This window comes from Bacteroides faecalis (assembly GCF_003865075.1).
Classification (GTDB): Bacteria; Bacteroidota; Bacteroidia; order Bacteroidales; family Bacteroidaceae; genus Bacteroides; species Bacteroides faecalis.
In genome coordinates, this window is the sequence record NZ_BHWB01000006.1 from 252,666 (window position 1) to 273,048 (window position 20,383).

The 20,383-nt window shown below is 39.4% G+C and carries 18 protein-coding genes and 1 pseudogene; 9 read left to right on the forward strand and 10 right to left on the reverse strand.

The window, feature by feature from the left end:
* Positions 1 to 4 precede the first annotated feature (4 nt).
* The 5 genes from EJF25_RS12680 to murQ are packed head-to-tail and all read left to right on the forward strand — an operon-like array spanning position 5 to position 6,883.
* Positions 5 to 2,470, forward strand: a complete 2,466-nt coding sequence (locus tag EJF25_RS12680; protein WP_125041447.1) for a DUF4922 domain-containing protein — start codon at positions 5 to 7, stop codon at positions 2,468 to 2,470.
* Positions 2,467 to 3,873 (forward strand): SpoIID/LytB domain-containing protein, encoded by a 1,407-nt coding sequence (locus EJF25_RS12685; RefSeq protein ID WP_125041448.1) that lies wholly within the window; start codon positions 2,467 to 2,469, stop codon positions 3,871 to 3,873. The genes EJF25_RS12680 and EJF25_RS12685 overlap by 4 nt, the downstream gene beginning before the upstream one ends.
* Positions 3,874 to 3,891: 18 nt before the next feature.
* Complete coding sequence (locus EJF25_RS12690) at positions 3,892 to 5,169, forward strand: MFS transporter (RefSeq protein ID WP_125041449.1); 1,278 nt, start codon at positions 3,892 to 3,894, stop codon at positions 5,167 to 5,169.
* 35 nt (positions 5,170 to 5,204) lie between these two features.
* On the forward strand, positions 5,205 to 6,038 hold the full coding sequence (locus EJF25_RS12695; RefSeq protein WP_125041450.1) for an ATPase: 834 nt from the start codon (positions 5,205 to 5,207) through the stop codon (positions 6,036 to 6,038).
* 38 nt (positions 6,039 to 6,076) lie between these two features.
* Positions 6,077 to 6,883, forward strand: a complete 807-nt coding sequence (gene murQ, locus EJF25_RS12700) for an N-acetylmuramic acid 6-phosphate etherase (protein ID WP_125041451.1) — start codon at positions 6,077 to 6,079, stop codon at positions 6,881 to 6,883.
* A 180-nt stretch (positions 6,884 to 7,063) separates the two neighbouring features.
* Here murQ and bamJ read toward each other — a convergent pair whose 3' ends face one another.
* Positions 7,064 to 7,678, reverse strand: a complete 615-nt coding sequence (gene bamJ, locus EJF25_RS12705; RefSeq protein WP_125041452.1) for a BamJ family beta-barrel-assembly machinery protein — start codon at positions 7,676 to 7,678, stop codon at positions 7,064 to 7,066.
* 11 nt (positions 7,679 to 7,689) lie between these two features.
* On the reverse strand, positions 7,690 to 9,231 hold the full coding sequence (locus EJF25_RS12710) for a glycine--tRNA ligase (RefSeq protein ID WP_125041453.1): 1,542 nt from the start codon (positions 9,229 to 9,231) through the stop codon (positions 7,690 to 7,692).
* A 216-nt stretch (positions 9,232 to 9,447) separates the two neighbouring features.
* On the opposite strand from EJF25_RS12710, the gene EJF25_RS12715 reads away from it, so the two are divergent.
* Positions 9,448 to 10,218: an FAD:protein FMN transferase gene (locus EJF25_RS12715; RefSeq protein ID WP_125041473.1), complete on the forward strand. Its 771-nt coding sequence runs from the start codon at positions 9,448 to 9,450 to the stop codon at positions 10,216 to 10,218.
* A 23-nt stretch (positions 10,219 to 10,241) separates the two neighbouring features.
* Positions 10,242 to 11,567, forward strand: coding sequence for a Gfo/Idh/MocA family protein (locus EJF25_RS12720; protein WP_077155498.1), 1,326 nt, complete (start codon positions 10,242 to 10,244; stop codon positions 11,565 to 11,567).
* Between the two features lie 342 nt (positions 11,568 to 11,909).
* Here EJF25_RS12720 and EJF25_RS12730 read toward each other — a convergent pair whose 3' ends face one another.
* The 8 genes from EJF25_RS12730 to EJF25_RS12750 form a co-directional block, all read right to left on the reverse strand.
* Positions 11,910 to 12,413 carry an HU family DNA-binding protein gene (locus EJF25_RS12730; RefSeq protein WP_125041455.1) on the reverse strand — a complete coding sequence of 168 codons (504 nt, stop codon included), beginning with the start codon at positions 12,411 to 12,413 and terminating at the stop codon, positions 11,910 to 11,912.
* 350 nt (positions 12,414 to 12,763) lie between these two features.
* Positions 12,764 to 12,925 (reverse strand): DUF5043 domain-containing protein, encoded by a 162-nt coding sequence (locus EJF25_RS26600; protein ID WP_370685718.1) that lies wholly within the window; start codon positions 12,923 to 12,925, stop codon positions 12,764 to 12,766.
* Positions 12,926 to 13,120: 195 nt separating this feature from the next.
* Positions 13,121 to 13,528 carry a hypothetical protein gene (locus tag EJF25_RS12735; protein WP_125041456.1) on the reverse strand — a complete coding sequence of 136 codons (408 nt, stop codon included), beginning with the start codon at positions 13,526 to 13,528 and terminating at the stop codon, positions 13,121 to 13,123.
* Positions 13,506 to 13,625 (reverse strand): glycosyl hydrolase, encoded by a 120-nt coding sequence (locus EJF25_RS26165; RefSeq protein WP_125041457.1) that lies wholly within the window; start codon positions 13,623 to 13,625, stop codon positions 13,506 to 13,508. The genes EJF25_RS12735 and EJF25_RS26165 overlap by 23 nt, the downstream gene beginning before the upstream one ends.
* Positions 13,622 to 13,783, reverse strand: a complete 162-nt coding sequence (locus tag EJF25_RS24910; protein ID WP_160119412.1) for a hypothetical protein — start codon at positions 13,781 to 13,783, stop codon at positions 13,622 to 13,624. The genes EJF25_RS26165 and EJF25_RS24910 overlap by 4 nt, the downstream gene beginning before the upstream one ends.
* 7 nt (positions 13,784 to 13,790) lie before the next feature.
* Entirely contained in the window at positions 13,791 to 13,916 is a 126-nt protein-coding gene (locus EJF25_RS26170) for a hypothetical protein (protein WP_262707205.1), read from the reverse strand.
* Positions 13,917 to 13,946: 30 nt separating this feature from the next.
* A complete protein-coding gene (locus EJF25_RS12745) occupies positions 13,947 to 17,120 on the reverse strand; it encodes a glycosyl hydrolase (protein WP_235016801.1) in 3,174 nt (1,057 codons plus the stop codon).
* A gap of 109 nt (positions 17,121 to 17,229) precedes the next feature.
* Positions 17,230 to 18,405, reverse strand: a complete 1,176-nt coding sequence (locus tag EJF25_RS12750) for a glycosyltransferase WbsX family protein (protein WP_125041458.1) — start codon at positions 18,403 to 18,405, stop codon at positions 17,230 to 17,232.
* A gap of 394 nt (positions 18,406 to 18,799) precedes the next feature.
* Between EJF25_RS12750 and EJF25_RS12755 the strand changes: the two are divergent.
* Together EJF25_RS12755 and EJF25_RS12760 are read left to right on the forward strand one after the other, a co-directional pair.
* Positions 18,800 to 19,619 (forward strand): annotated as a pseudogene (locus EJF25_RS12755) (IS982 family transposase).
* A gap of 156 nt (positions 19,620 to 19,775) precedes the next feature.
* Entirely contained in the window at positions 19,776 to 20,342 is a 567-nt protein-coding gene (locus EJF25_RS12760; protein ID WP_125041459.1) for an RNA polymerase sigma-70 factor, read from the forward strand.
* Positions 20,343 to 20,383: the final 41 nt, after the last annotated feature.

A 20,383-nucleotide genomic window follows, 5' to 3' on the forward strand; every position in this document is an offset into this window, starting at 1 on the left:
AAAAATGAAAGCAACAATCAACTGTTTTCTTCCTTTTAGCAGACTAAAAGAAAGTATGCAAACAGTAAAAGAATTACGTGCATCGGAGTTAGTGAACAAAATCTATCTAATAGCACCGGAAATTTCCAATGTTTGTATTCCTGGCTGTGAACTGATCTCTGTCAATAACTTCCAGTCTACACAAGCAATGAAAGCTATTGCAGCACATTCCGATGTTCCATACACCTTATTATACACTAAGCCCACAGAATTGAAACTCGGGCAATTTGCTCTTGAACGAATGGTGCAAGTTATGGAAATGACTCAAGCAGGTATGACTTATGCCGATCATTTTCAGCAGATAGATGGAACTCAGAAAACAGCTCCTGTCATTGATTATCAATTGGGTAGTTTACGTGATGATTTTGATTTCGGTTCAGTATTATTGTTTCAATCCGATGTTTTCAAGAAAGCGGTAAAGAGCTCTAAAGAGAACTACCAATATGCAGGTTTATATGATCTGAGACTCAAGATTTCTCAGAAAAACAAGTTGGAACATATCAACGAATATCTATATACAGAAATAGAAAATGATCATCGGAAAAGTGGAGAGAAACAATTTGACTATGTTAATCCGAAGAACCGAGAAGTACAGATTGAAATGGAAAAGGTATGCACCAATCATCTGAAAGCTATTGGCGGATATCTGGCTCCCGATTTTCAGCCGATTAATTTTTCATCTTCTACTTTTGATGTTGAGGCTTCCGTCATTATTCCCGTACGTAACCGTATCCGTACTATCAAAGATGCAGTCCGTTCGGCTTTGTGCCAGCAAACATCTTTTCCGTTTAATGTTATTGTTATCGACAATCATTCTACAGACGGAACTACCGAAGCACTTCGTGAACTCAGTGCAGACAAACGACTGATTCATGTAATTCCTGAAAAAGAGGATCTTGGTATCGGAGGTTGTTGGAATGTAGGTGTTCATCACGAAAAATGCGGTAAGTTTTCCATTCAGCTTGATAGCGATGACGTATATAAAGACGAACATACGCTACAAATCATGGTAGACGCATTCTATCAACAGAACTGCGCTATGGTGATTGGTACCTACATGATGACGGACTTTAATATGAATGAAATTGCTCCCGGTATCATAGACCACAAAGAATGGACACCCGAAAACGGACGAAATAATGCATTACGCATCAATGGACTTGGAGCTCCCCGCGCATTCTTCACTCCGCTACTTCGTGAAATCAATGTTCCAAACACAAGCTACGGTGAAGACTATGCTCTCGGACTAAGAATCTCACGAGATTATCAGATAGGACGAGTATATGATGTAGTCTATCTGTGCCGCCGTTGGGAAGGAAATTCGGATGCGGCACTTCCTATTGAAAAAGTCAATCAAAATAATATCTATAAAGACCGCCTACGTAGTTGGGAATTGCAAAAGAGAATTCTGCAACAGAAAGGGATTCAGAATCTTTCCAAAGAGGTAGAACAACTGTTTACAGAACAAATTCACTCTTGGGAATTAGCAAAGGAGAATTATCGCGCACTCAGAGGCTATCGCAGACAATCGAAATCAATCAAACAGTATAAAGAAAGCTGGTGGATATACGTGGATGCATTCCCAAATCCCAAACGAATTCTTTCCACAGCTGCTCAAACAGATGCCTCTTCTATTCAGGCTCGCCCCTGCTTTCTTTGTCAGGAAAACCGCCCGGCAGAACAAAAGGCTGTTAATTATAAAAATTATCAGATATTAGTCAACCCTTATCCTATATTCGAAGAGCACCTAACAATAGCTGCAATTAATCATACACCCCAATCTATCGCCACCCGCTTTGAAGACTTAATAGAACTGACAGAAAACCTGAAAGAATATCTATTCATGTACAATGGTCCGGAATGTGGAGCCTCTGCTCCTGATCATGCTCATTTCCAAGCTGCTGCTAAAGGAGAGAATCTATCAGCTTTGATATGGAACGACTGGCATGTAAGCGAATTATTTGAAACTGACAGCAAAGCTCTGGCTTATACTGATGACCCGGTCAGCGCTCTTTACCTCAAAACAAAAAACAAAAAGGAGATGTCTCACCTATTCAAAGTCATCTACGATATCCTTGCAACTGAAAATAATGGTAAGGAGCCCCTGATGAACATCCTCGCTTGGTATGGACTGGAAAAAAATAAAGACTTCTATCGTGACTATAAAGAAGAAATGCATGACCTGACGCTTCGTTATAACTGCATCCTCTTTCTACGTAGCAAACACCGACCCGACTGCTACTATGCAGAAGGTGATGAGCAAATACTTATCAGCCCAGCTATTGCCGAGATGAGCGGACTATTCCCGATTGCACGTGAAGAAGATATCCCTAAATTGACTCCTGAAAAGATACATTCTATCTGTCGTGAAGTCTCTATACCCAAAGAAGAGTTGGAACAAATTATCAAACGTCTTAAAACAGCTTTATGAGAGAACCTCTAATAACAGTCGGAATCCTTTCCGGAAAAGAGATTGAATTCTCTTTTCCGGAAACATTTGTTTCCTCTGATAAAATAGAATCCGTAGGAGATCAAAAGGCTGTCTATAAAGAAGGAAAAATATATTGGGAGGGGAGCCTGTATGATGAAATCTCTTTTTCACCTCAACTTTCTAATTCTGCATTCTTTGAATTGAAAGATGTCACCATTGGTATCAACTTCCACTGGGAACGCAAAGAGCTCCAACGCTTCAAAGGAACATTAAAGCTGATTATAGAAGAGGAGAAACTCACCGCTATCAACATTATTTCCATAGAAGATTACCTGACAAGTGTTATTTCATCCGAAATGAGCGCAACCGCCTCTTTAGAATTACTAAAAGCGCACGCTGTAATCTCCAGAAGTTGGCTACTCAACAAAATCGAAGAACGGGAAGGAGAAAATGAAAAGCCAAGAACTGAGAATCAAGAATTAAGGATAAATAAACCTGAAAATGAAGAATTAAGAATAAGAAATAATGAAAAGCCTCAGATGAAAACTGACAACGCGGCCCATTCTTCATTCTCCATTCTTCATTCTTCATTTATCAAGTGGTACGACCACGAAGCACACACTCATTTTGATGTTTGTGCTGATGATCATTGCCAACGTTATCAAGGAATTACGCGTGCTTCTACTTCCAAAGCTATCGAAGCAATTTTTTCTACGCGAGGGGAAGTGCTTATGTTCGAGAATCACATTTGTGATGCTCGGTTTTCTAAATGTTGCGGCGGTGCTTTAGAGGAGTTTCAAAATTGCTGGGAGAATGTGAAACATCCCTATCTGGTTGGTAAAAGGGATGATAAAACAGCAAACGAACTTCCCGATCTGACTATAGAAGCAGAAGCAGATCAGTGGATTCGTACCTCTCCTTCTGCTTTCTGTAATACACAAGACAAGAAAATATTGAGTCAGGTACTCAACAATTATGATCAGGAAACTGCAGACTTTTATCGTTGGAAAGTAGCTTATACACAACAAGAACTTTCTGAATTGATATACGACCGTTCAGGAATCGATTTTGGAAAAATCATAGATTTAATCCCAATAGAACGAGGAACCTCCGGACGTATCATAAAGCTAAAAATAGTAGGAACATTACGTACTCTTATCATAGGAAAAGAGTTGGAAATACGTCGTACACTCTCTTCCTCTCACCTCTATAGTTCCGCTTTTGTCATTGATAAAGAAGGGGAAAAAGAAATTCCTTCCCGCTTTATTCTTACCGGAGCCGGTTGGGGACATGGAGTCGGACTTTGCCAGATTGGCGCAGCCGTTATGGGAGAACAAGGATATGCATATAATGAAATACTATCCCACTATTACCCGGGAAGTACTATTGAAAAACAATACTAATAAAACAACATCATCCTGATGACAACAAGAAATAAAAATCTCTGGAGCTGGATTCCCACTCTCTATTTTGCAGAAGGGCTCCCCAATGTGGCAGTGGTAACTATCGCTGTCATCATGTATAAACGTTTAGGATTATCGAATACTGATATCACACTCTATACCTCCTGGCTATATCTGCCCTGGATTATCAAACCCCTATGGAGTCCTTTTGTTGATCTGATAAAAACAAAGCGTGCCTGGATTATCGCTATGCAGAGCTTTATCGCTGCCGGATTTGCCGGAATTGCTTTCTTTATTCCGACAACACATTATGTACAGTTCACTCTTGCCTTTTTCTGGTTATTGGCATTCAGTTCCGCTACCCATGATATTGCAGCAGACGGATTCTATATGCTTGGACTTACCAACAAAGAACAATCCTTTTTTGTCGGCATTCGAAATATGTTTTATCGCTTTGCCAATATTTTCGGCCAAGGTATACTTGTCATGCTGGCAGGTTGGTTAGAAACATCTCAAGGCAATATCCCTTTGGCATGGAGTATTGTCTTCTATCTGATGGCAGGACTTTTCCTCGCTCTGACTCTTTATCATCGGTTAGTTCTTCCACATCCTGAGGCAGACATAAAACGTGAAGGATTAACACCCGGGAAATTGCTGGAAGACTTCTTTAAAACATTCTTCTCTTTCTTTCGAAAAAAAAATCTACCCCTAATGTTTTTCTTCCTCCTCACCTATCGGTTGGGAGAATCACAACTGGCAAAAATAGCCTCCCCTTTCTTACTCGACAAAGCTGATTTGGGAGGATTAGCTCTTTCCACCGGAAAAGTCGGCATGATTTATGGAACAATAGGTGTAGTAGCTCTGTTAGTTGGGGGCATTATTAGTGGTTTCCTTGTTTCACGTGACGGTCTAAAAAAATGGATATTACCCATGGCACTGGCAATCAACTTGCCTGACCTGCTTTATGTATGGATGGCTGCTACCACTCCCAGTAATCCCCTATTCATATCTATTTGTGTAGCCATTGAACAGTTAGGCTATGGATTCGGTTTTACAGCTTATATGCTCTATTTAATATACATTGCTGACGGAGAACATAAGACAGCCCATTATGCCATCGGAACCGGTTTCATGGCACTTGGTATGATGATCCCGGGTATGCCTGCCGGATGGATACAAGAGCATATTGGCTATACTTATTTTTTTATCTGGGTTTGTATTTGTACCATTCCGGGGATTATCGCTGCATGGATGATTCACAAACGATTGGATGAATCATTCGGCAGAAAAGTATAAATGAAGTTATATTCTACCTAAAAAGAAAATATGATATGATACTAATAGCAGACAGTGGTTCTACTAAAACCGACTGGTGTGTTGCACTCAACGGTACGCCCATTCAACGAATAGGAACAAAAGGATTTAATCCTTTCTTCCAAACGGAAGAAGATATTCAACGTGAACTAACCGCCACCCTTCTACCTCAATTGCCAGCAGGGAAGTTAGACGCCGTTTACTTTTACGGAGCCGGTTGCACGCCTGAGAAAGCTCCTATCATCCGTCGTGCAATCGCTGACAGTCTACCCGTCATTGGGAATATTAAAATAAACTCGGACATGCTGGCTGCTGCCCATAGTTTATGTGGACATGAAGCCGGAATTGTTTGTATTCTGGGTACAGGGTCAAACTCTTGTTTTTATAATGGTGAAGAAATTGTGGATAATGTATCTCCTTTGGGATTTATTCTGGGAGACGAAGGAAGCGGTGCTGTTTTAGGTAAACTGTTAGTTGGCGATATCTTAAAAAATCAATTGCCTCCTGCACTAAAAGAAGCTTTCCTGAAGCAGTTTGATTTAACTAGTCCTGAAATTATAGATCGTGTCTACCGCCAACCCTTCCCTAACCGCTTTCTTGCCAGCCTATCTCCATTTCTGGCACAACATATTGAAGAACCTGCTGTTCATTCATTAGTACTCAACAGCTTTCTCGCCTTCCTTCGCAGAAATGTGATGCAGTATGATTATAAATATTATCCGGTACACTTTATCGGCTCTATTGCATATTACTATAAAGAGGTTTTGCAAGAGGCTATGCAACAAACAGATTTAAAATTAGGGAAAATACTCCAAAGTCCAATGGAAGGATTAATTCAATATCATCGATAATGTCTCTTCACTTGTAATACATTTAAAAAAAGATAATTATGCTAATCACAGAACAATCATCACTTTATAACGACTTGGAGAGAAAATCCGTCCGGGAGATATTGGAAGATATCAATCGGGAAGACCAAAAAGTTGCACTTGCAGTACAACAAACTATTCCTCAAATAGAAAAGCTTGTCAATCAGATTGTCCCTCGAATGAAACAAGGAGGACGTATCTTCTATCTGGGAGCCGGAACTAGCGGACGTTTGGGAGTGCTCGACGCTTCCGAAATTCCCCCGACGTTCGGTATGCCCCCTAGTTGGGTGATCGGATTAATAGCCGGTGGTGATTCTGCTCTACGAAATCCAGTGGAAGGTGCAGAAGATGATACGGTTCAAGGATGGAAAGAACTCACAGATCATCATATCAACGATAAAGATACAGTAATTGGTATTGCTGCATCCGGTACCACTCCTTACGTAATTGGTGCTTTACGGGAAGCTCGTAGAAACGGTATTCTGACTGGATGTATCACCAGTAATCCAGACTCTCCTATGGCTGCTGAATCAGATGTAGCTATCGAAATGATCGTCGGTCCGGAATATGTGACAGGAAGTTCCCGCATGAAATCTGGTACAGGACAAAAAATGATTCTGAATATGATTAGTACCTCCGTCATGATTCAACTTGGGAGAGTAATGGGGAACAAGATGGTAAATATGCAACTCAGTAACCATAAACTAGTGGAAAGGGGAACTCGAATGATTATGGAGGAGTTAGGATTGAATCACGAAGAAGCCCAGAAACTATTATTACTACATGGGTCGGTGAAGAAAGCAATCGAAGCTTATCGAATTCGTTAACTACCTTATTGAAATGCCACAATACATTCAGAACATACTTCAAACTTTCCTATAATCCCCCAAAAGTTTGAAGTATAATTAGGGACATTTACTGAATATCCCATCTTATTGGAATAAAAGAATAACGACCTGTCTCTTTTCGAGAAGCAGGCCGTTATTCTTTTATTATCTCCGTATATCTTATTCTTCATCCACTGTTGCCGGATAATCTGTATCAAGCAACTGTAAGTCAAAGATCAATGCAGAATAACCTAAAATCTCTATCTGCCCTTTAGAATCGCCAGTACTTCCATACGCATATTGCCAAGGAATATAAATTTCCCAACGATCACCTACAACCATATGTTGAAGTGCTTCCTGCCAACCGGAAATAACACTTCCCAGTTCAAAACTTGAAGCCTTTGTTTCTCCTTCATTGGCATTTGACTCATTCAGATTCGGATTATCCCCCGAGAAGCCATCAAAACGTTCACGAAGGATATTCATACCCTTATAATAAGTAGTAACCGTTGAAGCACTTGTAGGTCTCCGTCCTATCATATCTTGATTCAGTTTATCTGTTGTAACAGGTGTTTTTACTTTGTAATAAATAAATCTTCCTGGATCTATGTACATGCTGAATCGCTCTAATCCGCCCCTATTCGGAACCGTTTCGTAAACGTTCTCCAATGAGTCTATAAAAGCCTCATTCCGTGCACGCCAATTATCATAACGACCAACCTCCTCAGTTTCTTCGCAAGAAACAAAGGCCAAAGCCAACAAAATTAAAGAGAATAAATAGAATTTTTTACTCATTCGTCAAAGGTTTATTGTAAAGTTTTCAATAGAGAAGTGATACTTACTCTGTCTGCAATAATATTGTTCAGTTCAGAGATAGCTACACGCTCTTGTTGCATTGTATCGCGATTACGCAATGTCACGCAATTGTCTTCTAATGTCTGGTGATCGACAGTTACACAGTAAGGAGTACCGATCGCGTCCTGACGACGGTAACGTTTACCGATACTGTCTTTCTCATCATACTGACAATGGAAGTGAAATTTCAAATCATCGATAATCTCACGAGCTTTCTCAGGCAACCCATCTTTCTTTACCAACGGCATAACAGCCAGTTTAACCGGAGCCAACGCAGCAGGTAACTTCAGTACTACACGACTTTCACCGTTTTCCAGTTGTTCTTCGCAATAAGCTGCACTCATGATGCTCAGGAACATACGATCTACACCGATAGAAGTTTCAATCACATACGGAGTATAAGATTCATTCAATTCCGGATCAAAGTACTTAATACTCTTTCCTGAGAATTTCTCATGCTGCGACAAGTCAAAGTTAGTACGAGAGTGAATCCCTTCCACTTCTTTGAAACCAAAAGGCATTAAGAATTCAATATCAGTTGCAGCATTTGCATAGTGAGCCAGTTTATCATGATCATGATAACGATAGTGATCATCACCGAATCCCAGAGCCTTATGCCATTTCAGACGGATCTCTTTCCATTTTTTGAACCAGTCAAGTTCTGTTCCCGGTTTTACAAAGAACTGCATCTCCATCTGTTCAAACTCACGCATACGGAAAATGAACTGGCGGGCAACAATCTCATTACGGAAAGCCTTACCAATCTGAGCAATACCGAAAGGAACCTTCATACGGCCTGTTTTCTGTACATTCAGGTAGTTCACGAAAATACCCTGTGCAGTCTCAGGACGAAGATAAATCTTCATAGCACCATCCGAAGTAGATCCCATATCGGTAGAAAACATCAGGTTGAATTGACGAACCTCTGTCCAATTCTTTGTTCCGGAGATCGGACATACAATTTCTTCATCCAGAATAATCTGACGAAGTTCTTCGAAATCATTATCATTCAATGCCTTGGCAAAACGTGCATGTAATGCGTCACGTTTTGCCTGATGTTCCAATACACGCCCGTTAGTAGAACGGAATTGAGTCTCATCAAAAGCATCACCGAATTTCTTTGCAGCCTTAGCTACTTCTTTATTGATCTTGTCATCGTATTTAGCCAACTGATCTTCAACCAATACGTCAGCACGATAACGTTTTTTAGAATCTTTATTGTCAATCAAAGGGTCATTGAATGCATCAACGTGTCCGGAAGCCTTCCAGATAGTTGGGTGCATAAAGATGGCAGAGTCAATACCAACGATATTTTCGTGCAACAGTACCATGCTGTCCCACCAGTATTTCTTTATGTTGTTCTTCAATTCAACGCCCATCTGACCGTAGTCATATACAGCGCCTAGTCCGTCGTAGATATCGCTCGAAGGAAATACAAAACCATATTCCTTGCAGTGCGATACAAGTTTCTTAAAAACGTCTTCTTGTGCCATTTCTTATATCTATCTATTAATTTGAGTTTGCTTTTCTACTAAAAAGTGCCACAAAGATAGGTATTTATCTCATAAATAAGACAGCTAGGGTATTAATTTATCTTATTCGTGAACATCTTCAAAGGATTTCTCATATATTTGTAGTTCGAAATACGACAATTAGAAAGTAACCGTTACATGTTAGAAGTCCAAAGTACATATTATGAAAGTGAATCCATGTTTCATGGGTTTATGAATCACATCATGGGAACCCGGCTCGACATCCTACTCCTTCATCCCGACTCTACATTAGCCGACAAGTTATGGTCAGCTATTGTAGATGAGTTGAAATGTTTGGAGAAGATGCTCGATCGTTTCAACCCTCAAAGTGAAGTGGCTCTTCTAAACAAACATCTTTCAGTGAATAAAACCCCAATAAGCACAGAGCTATGGAGCATGTTACAGCTTTGCCGCCAATATTACGAACAAACACTTCACTTGTTCGATATAACACTGAAAGACTTCTCACAGGTAAATTTCCATAGCAACTGTTTCATTTCTTCCAATCAGCCGGATTTATCATTCGACTTTGGAGGATTTGCTAAGGGATATGCGCTAAAAAAAATCAGGAAGATGATCGTTTGCGCAAACGTAAAGAATGCGTTTGTCGATTTTGGCAACAGTTCCATTATGGGCATCGGACATCATCCTTACGGAGAATGCTGGAAAGTTAGTTTTCTCAACCCATACAACCAAATGCCGTTAAGTGAATTCGATCTCAAAGATACAGCGTTATCTACCTCAGGAAATACCAGGCAATACACCAGACATATTATTAATCCACTCACAGGTATCTATGACGAACAACGGAAAGCCAGTACCATAGTTTCCGAAGATCCTCTAGACGCCGAAGTACTTAGCACAGTCTGGATGATTGCCAATGAACAACAACGGGAACAAATCAACACGAATTTCAAAAATATAAAAGGAACAATATATACATTATAAACACAATATATACATTATAAACAATGAAGAACAATACAGAAAAAGGTGTAGATCTTAGTCTCAGACAATTCATTAAAAGTCTGGGATACATTGCCGGAGGAAGCGCATTATTGGCGAGTACTCCCTGGCTCACTTCTTGCACACCAGAAAAACTAAAAGAAATCAGCAGTGAAAAAGCGCGAGTAGCTGTTATCGGTACAGGATCCAGAGGACAATACCACCTCCACAACCTCAAAGAGATCCCCCATGCGCAGGTAGTTGCTATCTGCGACAATTATCCTCCCAATCTGAAAGCTGCACAGGAATTATTCCCGAATGCAAAAACTTATACGGATTACAAGAAATTACTGGAATCTAAAGATATTGACGGAGTTATCATCGCTACTCCTCTTAATTGGCATGCATGTATTACATTGGATGCTCTTTCCGCCGGCAAACATGTATTTTGCGAGAAAGCAATGGCGCGTACTCTAGAAGAATGTAAAACAGTCTACGATACTTATCAGAATACCAACCAAGTGCTTTACTTTTGTATGCAACGTATGTATGATGAGAAATACATCAAAGCAATGCAAATGATTCATTCCGGACTTATCGGAGAGGTGGTAGGAATGCGATGCCATTGGTTCCGTAATGCAGATTGGAGACGTCCTGTTCCTTCCCCAGAGTTGGAACGTAAAATCAACTGGCGACTTTATAAGGAAAGTTCCGGTGGTTTAATGACTGAACTGGGTAGTCATCAATTGGAAGTCTGCAACTGGGCAATACATAAGATGCCGACACATATTATGGGTATGGGCGACATCGTTTACTGGAAAGACGGCCGGGAAGTTTATGATAGTGTAAATGTGACTTATCGGTATTCCAACGGAGCAAAGATTGCTTACGAATCATTGATCTCCAACAAATTCAATGGTATGGAAGAACAAATTCTGGGACATAAAGGTACAATGGATTTGTCAAAAGGCCTATATTATCTGGAAGAAGACCATTCCACCACCGGTATCCGCCAATTAATCGATCAGGTAAAGGATAAAGTATTTGCCGCTATCCCTACAGCCGGTCCTAGCTGGCGTCCGGAAACCAAGATGGAATATATACCGCACTTCGTAATCGATGGAGGTAGCAACGTCAGCAACGGTTTGAGTATGGTTGGATTCGAGAAGGACGGATCAGATACTATTCTTTCTTCCTTCTGTCAGTCATGCATCACCGGAGAAAAAGCAAAAGATGTTGTAGAAGAAGCCTACTGTTCTTCAGTACTTTGCTTACTGGGTAACCAATCTATGGAAGAAGAACGTTGCATTGTTTTCCCGGATGAATATAAAATACCATACATGAAATTTTAAGCCATGAAAGATATCGTCATTACTTCAAAAAAAATCAAGAGAGAAAGAAATATCTATATATTGTGCTTTTTCCTTGCGTTCATCATCAATATTATTGCTATCATTGTTTACACACGCCCATGGGTGGAAATGTTCTCCCAGATAGGCTATGTGTTTGTCATCAGCCTTTTTATCTATTTTATATTGTGGATTCCGCGATTGCTTTTCATAGGAGGAAAAAGTCTTTTTAAAAAGAAGAAAAATGCACACTCATACAAATAGACATTATTAATATAAAACAAAACCCTGATATAAGTTATCTATTAGACAACCTATATCAGGGTTTTATTTTTGTTTCTTCAATTATTCACCAGTTTCCTCGCCCCACATTTCCACACCGGCCTCTTCTCTTTCCTGCTCGATATCCACTTTCGTCATCTCCTTCGTCAGCATACTTTCCGGCATATAATATTTAAAAGGAATGCGCACACATTTTATCTTTTTCACCTCCCGCCTAAAATCGGGATGCGCAACGAAGTATACACGAGAGACAGATACTTTTCCCGGTGTCACTTCTTCCGGATGCTCAAACCCGGCACTTGTTAATGCCGTTTGAAAAGTTCCCAAGCCATCAATGGTCACCGACTCTCCCAAGGAAAGCATTTGAAGAATATTAGCAACCATTTCGGTAAGTATACCCTCTATCTGTCCCCGATGGAAGCCACTTGTTTTCTCCATCCACGCTGCTAATTCCTTGTTATTCACACCTCCTCTCTTCTGCAATTTCCTCGGTACCCCATACCATAATTCTTTTCTTTCTCCGGATGTCATATCCACTTTTTTTCGTACTACATAAGGAACTCCCATTAGCTTATACTCCTTTCTTTTTTTGTTAGTAATTCAATCTTGTACGACACCCGGGTGTCATACATACCAAGACCCGGGTGTTAAACACGACGACACCCGGGTGTCGTATAGCACGAGACCCAGGTGTCATACAAGTTTCCAATACTACAAAGATAAAACTTTATTGTAGGATAACAAATATTAGAAGGCTATTAAAACAAATTCTTTCTAAAGTCCTCATTTATTCCAGACTGCAGCTTCCATGAACCTTATTGTTCAGACATTAATAAGTAAAGGCTTATATTTAATTTCAAAATAAAAATGACAATAAAACCTATTTTCTAAACTGAAACCAACAAGAACATTTTCTTCTAATACATCCAAACTAATTGAATATAGTTAAGTCCTTTCGCCCTTTCAGGATCATAATCTAATTTAAGGTGAGATTCCTTTTTCACTCGATTTTCAAGTTCTTCAAACACTTGTATAGGAATATGCATATTAGTAGAGAAGCCAAATTCAAGAAACTTCATTTCACCTTTTAAATCATAATTCGCTCTTATATAGACAGAATATTCACTTTTTTTGTATAGTAAGGTTTCAACACCTCCATTGCAATAGAATCAGATCTTTCTCCCATAACAGTAACTTTCCTAATTTTGCCCTCTCGAGATACAAACTCTAATCCTTCGAATGGATTGTTTAGATTATAATAATATTTCCAATTTCTACAAGAATCCACAACATAAGTATTCGAGCCAACTACTACGGGGTAGTTTTTTATTTCCTATCTTAGCCTGCAACTCAAAGGTAACGTTAATATTGCAATGAGACGGGTAAATAGTCAAACTTCGTGCCGTAAAATCCCTGTCAGTCTTCCAATCAATGCAGTAGTCCACATTTTGCGGTAGACGGATATCTGACAGGCGGTCTCCATCAAACATCCTATCCGACTGTTCGATAGCGGGGGTTACAGTGATCCGGGCACTTGCTGCATTCAATAAAGACACATCGGTCTCTACGACAGGGTAAGCTATCAACTTGACATCCTGAAAATCCGGATGTGTTTTTTCCAGCTTTGTGTTTAACTTCTGATAACCTTTTACTTGTATTTCAGAACCACTCAGGTATCGCATCGACTCTTCGGGTTTCCCCCCAAGGACCACCTGCTTGTGTCCATCCGGGAGAGTTGAACATACCCACTTCGATATCTAATTCACCGGCAGTTCTCACTGCTGTATGTAGTACTTCCCACCATCATCACTCATTAATTTTACATTACGTCCACCGATATAAGGATCAAAATCATTGTGTCCGATGAAAACTCGGTTAATACCATTCCTTTTCATCTCTTGTAAATCCTTGTCCCCCTTCTTTTGATATATTACCATACATCCATTAGCAATACATATTGGTTTCCACTTCTTCCAGTAGAGTAATCAATTCATATTGCAAACCACCTCTTTGGGCATATCCGTTTAATCTGAAAAGGATTGCCAATAGTAGAGCTGTAGATTTCTCCATTGAATACTATTGTGTATTTAGGTTAATGTTTCAATATTTAATAGTTTCAAAAGTTACTTTCCCTATCAATCCTGAAGCAGGAAGCGGAGAGTCCGGACGATGAGGATTAATAAAGCAATATACTTGGCGTTCACCTTCCGGTGCATTCAGATCACCTACAATGCGATTTACCCATGTATTCACAACTTCGACTTTAATCTCATTCATACCGTTCTTCACAAAGTCTGTTACATCGAGCTGATATGGAATGGTCCATACACCTCCTGCATATTTTCCATTGATGTAAACCTTGCCCATTGCACCAACCTTATCAAAATTGATAAACATACGCTCTCCTTTACTTGCTTTTTTCAGATCAACATTTGTCTTATAAGTCGCTGTTCCAGAGAAATATTTCACACTATCATTAGCCATTGTTGCCAAGTCTTGGAGTATATCCATCTTTATCGGACTCGGATTTTTAAATGCGCTTTCAAAAGTAACATCCCAGATATTCTGTACATTCTGTATCAAAACAGGAGACGGATAGTTAGCCTCTACACTATGGAGCATCGGTTTTCCCGTTTCACGGAATACCACAAACACGCACTCACCTTTCTCTAGTTTCATCGGTACGACCGCAGTCTTTTGTTTATAGGTAAAAGCGGGCAGCTTGCGTATTTCTCCTGTTAGAGGAATCCATAATTCCGGTTGTTTACCGGTCACTCTGAATTCCACATCCATTGTGACAGCATGGTTTTCTTGATTTGAAAGAATATAAATATCCGTATTACCATCTTTCTGATGTCCCTGATAAATTAATGTACCCGCCGGTACTTTGCAATCGGGAACATAGTCAAGTTGTGCGAAAAGCTCTTCGAAACTCATTCCATGGCAAATGCTCCCTTTACCATATTGCCGTTGCTTCATATTCACACCATCTACATCACCCCAAAGTTTTTTAGCCAATGCTTTTACTTTTTGATCAGCTTCCGGTTGATTTTCTAAACTTGGTGAACGCTCAGGAGCAGGGCCTAAAACGATAGCCCCATCCGCTACCAGTTTTTCAATTTTCTCAAGTAATTCGGGACGCATAGTTTTAAGTTCGGGAGGCAATACAAGGACTTTGAACGATACTCCATGAGGTAAAACCAGCCGACCGTCTTTCACGCTGAGATCACGTATGATAACTTCCGCATTGATATGTTCAAACTGATATCCCGCGGGTATCCATGGCTCCATAATCCCTACCATACGAGGGGCGTCTTCACCAATGAAATAAGCGACATCTGCCTGATACCAACCTTGGCGCATCATATAATTACAACGCTTGATGTAAGTGGTATATAAGTCCATATGCTTGAACCAGATATTATTCCGGTCAAATTCCGTACCAAACCAGGCATTCGAACCCGGGAGCCGTTCTTCTCCGGGCTGGTGAATATAAAGATGAAGTACCGTATTGTTAATTCCATAGGTAAAATAACGGTCCATGCGTTGTTTCAAATCATTCGGAGTACGTAAATAGGCCGGTCCTGCGCTTGTGCTCGACTCCGAAGAAGTTAGCTTCTTACCATAAATATGCGAGCAAGAGGTAGCCAAACGATTTTCAATCTCACCGTAAGGAGGATCAGCCCAGAATTCTCCACCCACTTCATCTGCTTGACCTCCATATTGCAGAAACTCCCCGGGAAATCCCCAGTGACCATAATTCTCCAACCAAGTGGTTAAGCCATGTTTATGTGCTACTTCACGTGTACCTCCTACATATTCATATGATATTCTGTCTGCTATAAACCGACGCAGGTCCCAAAGAAAAGCATCGGAATCATGCTGGCTACCTACTACAATGCCATTCAGGACAGGTAAATAGGGTGTAGGGTCATATCCATATCTTTTCTTAAAATCTGGTATCAGGTTATCTGTAAAGTTTTGTCCTCCCACTTCATAACTATCCTGCACCAGCACTTTAAAGGTCTTTCTATCTTTTTCCGGAATACGTCGCAGCATTTCACCAACATACGCATTAAAATGGGTTTCAGCATGTTTCTTGCTCATTTTATCTACTTCATAACCTGTTGCGTCGGGACAGGCCGGTTCATTTACGACACCCGTAGGAGCCATACCTGTACGAATAACCATCCATTCACCTTCCGGAACTTCCCAGTTTAACAAGCCGTCTGCCGAGAGCTTATCAGAGATATCTATGACCTGCCCGGGATTCAGGGTATATTTTCTCTCGTCTTTTTCCGGTTGTTCTCTCCACAAGTATTCACTCCATGCCGGAACCTCTGTCTGGAACAGTTTAGCTAACGACTTTTCTTTAAAGCGTTCTACACGTGGAACGGAAGAGATCGTCAGTTCGGATAGGCCGGTACCTTTACCTGTTGAACTAAAAATCCCTCGAAATTCGTTAGAGGTAGTCGGTTCAAAAGTAATCGCAACATCCGCATAGGGATCAAATCCGACTTTCTTCCAATCTCTGAGTCGGTTGATCTGAAAATGGCTGACTGTTTTATATGTTCCGTCATTACTTTTTGCTTGTAGTTCTACATCCGTACAGATAGGAACTGATGTAGGCCGAATCACGATACTACGTGCTGTAAATGGTTGTTTAGCCTTTATATCAATACTAGCTCCTCCTTCACCATGAAAAGACATTCCGGTATGATTGTCGCCATCTACCAGATTTGCGACATTTTCCGTATGCGGAGTAATAGTAATATCAGCATTTGCCATATCCAATACAGTTCCTTCAGGGGTGGGATTTGGAAATGCCAGTACCTTTACGTCTTCAAAATGTTCTGTAGGTTGCGGCAATTGAACGGAAACCTTTCCCGGGCCTTTCAGTATTTTCTGTGAAGAAGCCAGATAACGCATCGTCTCTTCCGGCTTTATCCAAGGACCTCCCGACTGGCTCCAGCCGGGAGAGTTGAATATGCCAATTTCAATATCCAGTTCAGTCGCTTTTTTGAGTGCAGCATGGGTGATATCCCACCATTCTTCACTCATAAACTCCACTTTTCGAGACGCATTAGGATCACCGGTTCCCGCACCGCCGATATTGGCAATAAAAGCACGGTTAATACCGGCAGCCTTCATTGCTTCAAGGTCCTTTATTACTCCCTCTCTGGAGATATTACCCTCAATCCAATACCAATAAGTACCGGTTTGTACAGAAGATGGAGGATTTTTAAATTCAGTTTCCATTTTATTCTGTGCCATACATTGTATAAAGACACTTGCAATTACTGTGAACAATAAATAATGGAAAGAAAATTTCAGTTGTCTCTCAAAGTGCATCATATTATTTTTTACTTAGAATTGAAATGAATTATTTCATGAAAACATTTTTCACTGCTTCTAGATAGCCATATCCATACACGTTACAAGGCATCAGATAGCTTGTCTCCGTCCATTCGTTCCAACTGTTAATTGTAATAAGAGGAGCTTGCCGGGGATGACTATCTACAAAATCACGTGCTTTTCTCAGAGCTTTCTCAAAATTCTCCGGTGTATTATTCCTCATTACCGCACTATGTCCCGTACGCGGACTATTATCCCATCCTACACTGACATGAGGATAATATTTACAATCGAATATGGAATCAATACGATACCATTCTTTTTCTGCCCGATCCGCTATATTAGGGTACTCATCATCCACATTAGTGAAATATACAAATTGATAATGAGTGGCACTTGTAAAACCAAGTGTTTTCACAAATTCATTTTCAGGACTGGTGTTTTTCCCTGCATCAAATCCACTATAGTTCAAATTAACTCCCCACATTGTTATTTGGAGTTCCAATCCTGGAAAACCTGCTCTCTTTGTCTCTTCTTTAAACCAGTTTAAGGCATCGGTAGTCTCTTTGATTCCACCTAATCCTGTAATCAACTGAGGGATATCATAGATCATGAATACCGGTTTTCCATCAATCTTATAATATTGAGGATGCTTGAAATATTTTTCGATGTTACGCTTACAAATCTTCTCAAACTCCTGTCGGTCTACTTTCCCTGTCCAGATGACGTTGTTTTCATTGACACGTGCTAAACGCGTATCCCACAAATTTAGTACATCGTGGTTGGCCCACATCAGATAGAATTTCATCTTAGAAACATTATCAGCTTTTAGAAAACCATTATCCAAGGTTGTTTCCATGAAGGGGCGTCCATCATACCAATACCAGTCAAAAATGAAGACATTTACCCCATGATTGGTAGCTGCTTCAATTTCCATAGACATTACTGTCGGATCTGCTTCATTAATATATCCCCATAGAGGTTTTCGATTCCAATAATGGTTGGGATAACGGTTCTGCATAGTCATTACAGTTTCCCATTCTCCAATACCCATGGGCCAGAAGGGACGTAAGCGGGGATCATCCGACGCATAGGCAGGATATAAAAAAGCTGCAACATCGTATTTTTGTCGTACCTCTTTTTTTTGCGCTTCTAAAGAAAAAAGAATTCCAAATAGGAATAATAGTAATAAAATGTGTTTCATAAAAAATATTAGTTGTTGATGTTTATAAAAATCTCATCATATTCTTAATTTATTTGCATTCAGATTTTATATTAAATGTAAAATTGCAAAAATAGCAGATACTTAATGAAGTAAACCTGTTAATAATGATTTTTTTCCTTTCTAAAATGATATAACTAGCTAGTAAAATAGCAATTCATTTAATTTTCTATAAGTATTACGAATAAAGAAAATAATTAAATCTAAAGATACTGAATTGTCTAATATTGATATTTTTATTTTCTGAATAATGACAAAAAAATATTTGAAAGTAACTATTTAACGTGAGTTCGATATAAGAATAAAACTAATCTTTTGATAAATAGGAACATAACGATAAAAAGTGCTGAATTATAACATTTAAACAATTACCGCTATGTTCTCAGAGGTTAAAGTTACAGAGATTTATTGTATGGCAGGTGATTCTTGTAAAGAATTTACGAGACAACAGGAAAATATATGGTTAAAGACAAACATTTCAAACATCGCAACAAGCACAACCGTATGAATGATGCCGACTTATTCTATTTCCTTCTGGTGGTTCTTGCTGCTTTAAGCATTTTTACAAGGAGTATATCTACAAACATCTGAAAGGTTTATTTCCCCGATGTGTATCTTATAACCTGAACGGGTATCAGCTTTGTCGACTCCACTCCCTTGCGCGTTTGCCGTAATCAGCGGATATGGATTCACAAGACTTTCGAGGGACTTGCCGAGCGTGGAAAATGTTCAATGAAATGGTTCTTCGGACTCAAGCTACATCTGATAATCAATGACAAAAGTGAAATTCTCAATTTCATGTTTACTCCCGAGAATGTCAATGATCGGGAACCGTTGAAATAGGGTAAGTTCCTTGAAAACATAAAGGGGGAATTATGTGCTGACAAAGGATATATCGGGCAGACCTGTTCGGGAATTTGTTCCGAGACGGCATACAGCTTGTCACTAAAGTCAAAAACAACATGAAGAATTCCCTGATGAACATAGCCAATAAGATTCTACTCAGAAAAAGAACTTTGATTGAACCTGTTAATGATGAACTAAAGAACATTGCACAGATCGAACTTTCCAGACATCGTTCTTTCAATAACTTCATTGCAAATGCTTTGGCAGCTATCGCTGCTTATTGTTTTTTGAAAAAGAGACCCGCCATTGATGTGAATTTTATCAACGATGGGCAACTTACTATTTTTTGATAGTATATCGAACTCACGTTATTTAATAAGTAATTCATCTGCAACAGTATAATAACAATAAAAAAAACGAAAATCACAAATTTCGTTTCCTTTCTTGCACATCACATTTTTTCTATCTAAATTGCCATAAATTTTCTAATACTATAAAAAATAGAAATGTATATTAGTGACCAAGACTTCAATAATATTTTCATCAAATATTACAGTCAGCTTTGCGCATTTGCGTACCGGTATGTCCGTAATCGGCAAATTACAGAAGATATCGTACAAGATGTATTCTGCCGATTATTAGAAAAAAGGGAAGAAATATACAACATGGATTCCATTCGTTCCTTCTTATATTTATGTACGCGTAATAAAGCAATTGATTACCTGAAGTATGTAGGTAATCAACATGAATGTCTAGACAATTATCTGAATAATACAGAACTGGAATCATATGTAGACCAACTAATTATTAATAGAGTGGATGAAAAGTATGACTACCAGATATTAAACCGGACCATCTACTCACTAATATCTTCATTACCCAAGAAAACCAGAACCGTATTCACACTCAGCAGACAACAAAATTTGTCTAATAAAGAAATTGCTATTCACTTGAATATAAGTATCAAATCAGTAGAAAAACATATAACAAAAGCACTTTTCACTTTAAGAAAAGGACTTCAGAATAATAAAATCATCTCCTACTTTCTTTTATTTATCTTTTCTATAAAATAAATCATTTTTGAGGTAGGGTTATTCCCCTCATAATCGTATTA

Bases quoted from the DNA above. Each gene is read 5' to 3' on its own strand.
- EJF25_RS12720 (WP_077155498.1), top strand. From the start codon at position 10,242: ATGAAGAACAATACAGAAAAAGGTGTAGATCTTAGTCTCAGACAATTC.
- EJF25_RS12685 (WP_125041448.1), top strand. From the start codon at position 2,467: ATGAGAGAACCTCTAATAACAGTCGGAATCCTTTCCGGAAAAGAGATT.
- EJF25_RS26170 (WP_262707205.1), bottom strand. From the start codon at position 13,916: ATGGAGAAATCTACAGCTCTACTATTGGCAATCCTTTTCAGATTAAAC.
- EJF25_RS12710 (WP_125041453.1), bottom strand. From the start codon at position 9,231: ATGGCACAAGAAGACGTTTTTAAGAAACTTGTATCGCACTGCAAGGAA.
- EJF25_RS26600 (WP_370685718.1), bottom strand. From the start codon at position 12,925: ATGAAGTTTCTTGAATTTGGCTTCTCTACTAATATGCATATTCCTATA.
- EJF25_RS12690 (WP_125041449.1), top strand. From the start codon at position 3,892: ATGACAACAAGAAATAAAAATCTCTGGAGCTGGATTCCCACTCTCTAT.
- EJF25_RS12715 (WP_125041473.1), top strand. From the start codon at position 9,448: ATGTTTCATGGGTTTATGAATCACATCATGGGAACCCGGCTCGACATC.
- EJF25_RS12750 (WP_125041458.1), bottom strand. From the start codon at position 18,405: ATGAAACACATTTTATTACTATTATTCCTATTTGGAATTCTTTTTTCT.
- EJF25_RS12745 (WP_235016801.1), bottom strand. From the start codon at position 17,120: ATGGCACAGAATAAAATGGAAACTGAATTTAAAAATCCTCCATCTTCT.
- EJF25_RS12735 (WP_125041456.1), bottom strand. From the start codon at position 13,528: ATGCGATACCTGAGTGGTTCTGAAATACAAGTAAAAGGTTATCAGAAG.
- EJF25_RS12760 (WP_125041459.1), top strand. From the start codon at position 19,776: ATGTATATTAGTGACCAAGACTTCAATAATATTTTCATCAAATATTAC.
- EJF25_RS12695 (WP_125041450.1), top strand. From the start codon at position 5,205: ATGATACTAATAGCAGACAGTGGTTCTACTAAAACCGACTGGTGTGTT.
- EJF25_RS12730 (WP_125041455.1), bottom strand. From the start codon at position 12,413: ATGGGAGTTCCTTATGTAGTACGAAAAAAAGTGGATATGACATCCGGA.
- bamJ (WP_125041452.1), bottom strand. From the start codon at position 7,678: ATGAGTAAAAAATTCTATTTATTCTCTTTAATTTTGTTGGCTTTGGCC.
- EJF25_RS24910 (WP_160119412.1), bottom strand. From the start codon at position 13,783: ATGGTAATATATCAAAAGAAGGGGGACAAGGATTTACAAGAGATGAAA.
- EJF25_RS12680 (WP_125041447.1), top strand. From the start codon at position 5: ATGAAAGCAACAATCAACTGTTTTCTTCCTTTTAGCAGACTAAAAGAA.
- murQ (WP_125041451.1), top strand. From the start codon at position 6,077: ATGCTAATCACAGAACAATCATCACTTTATAACGACTTGGAGAGAAAA.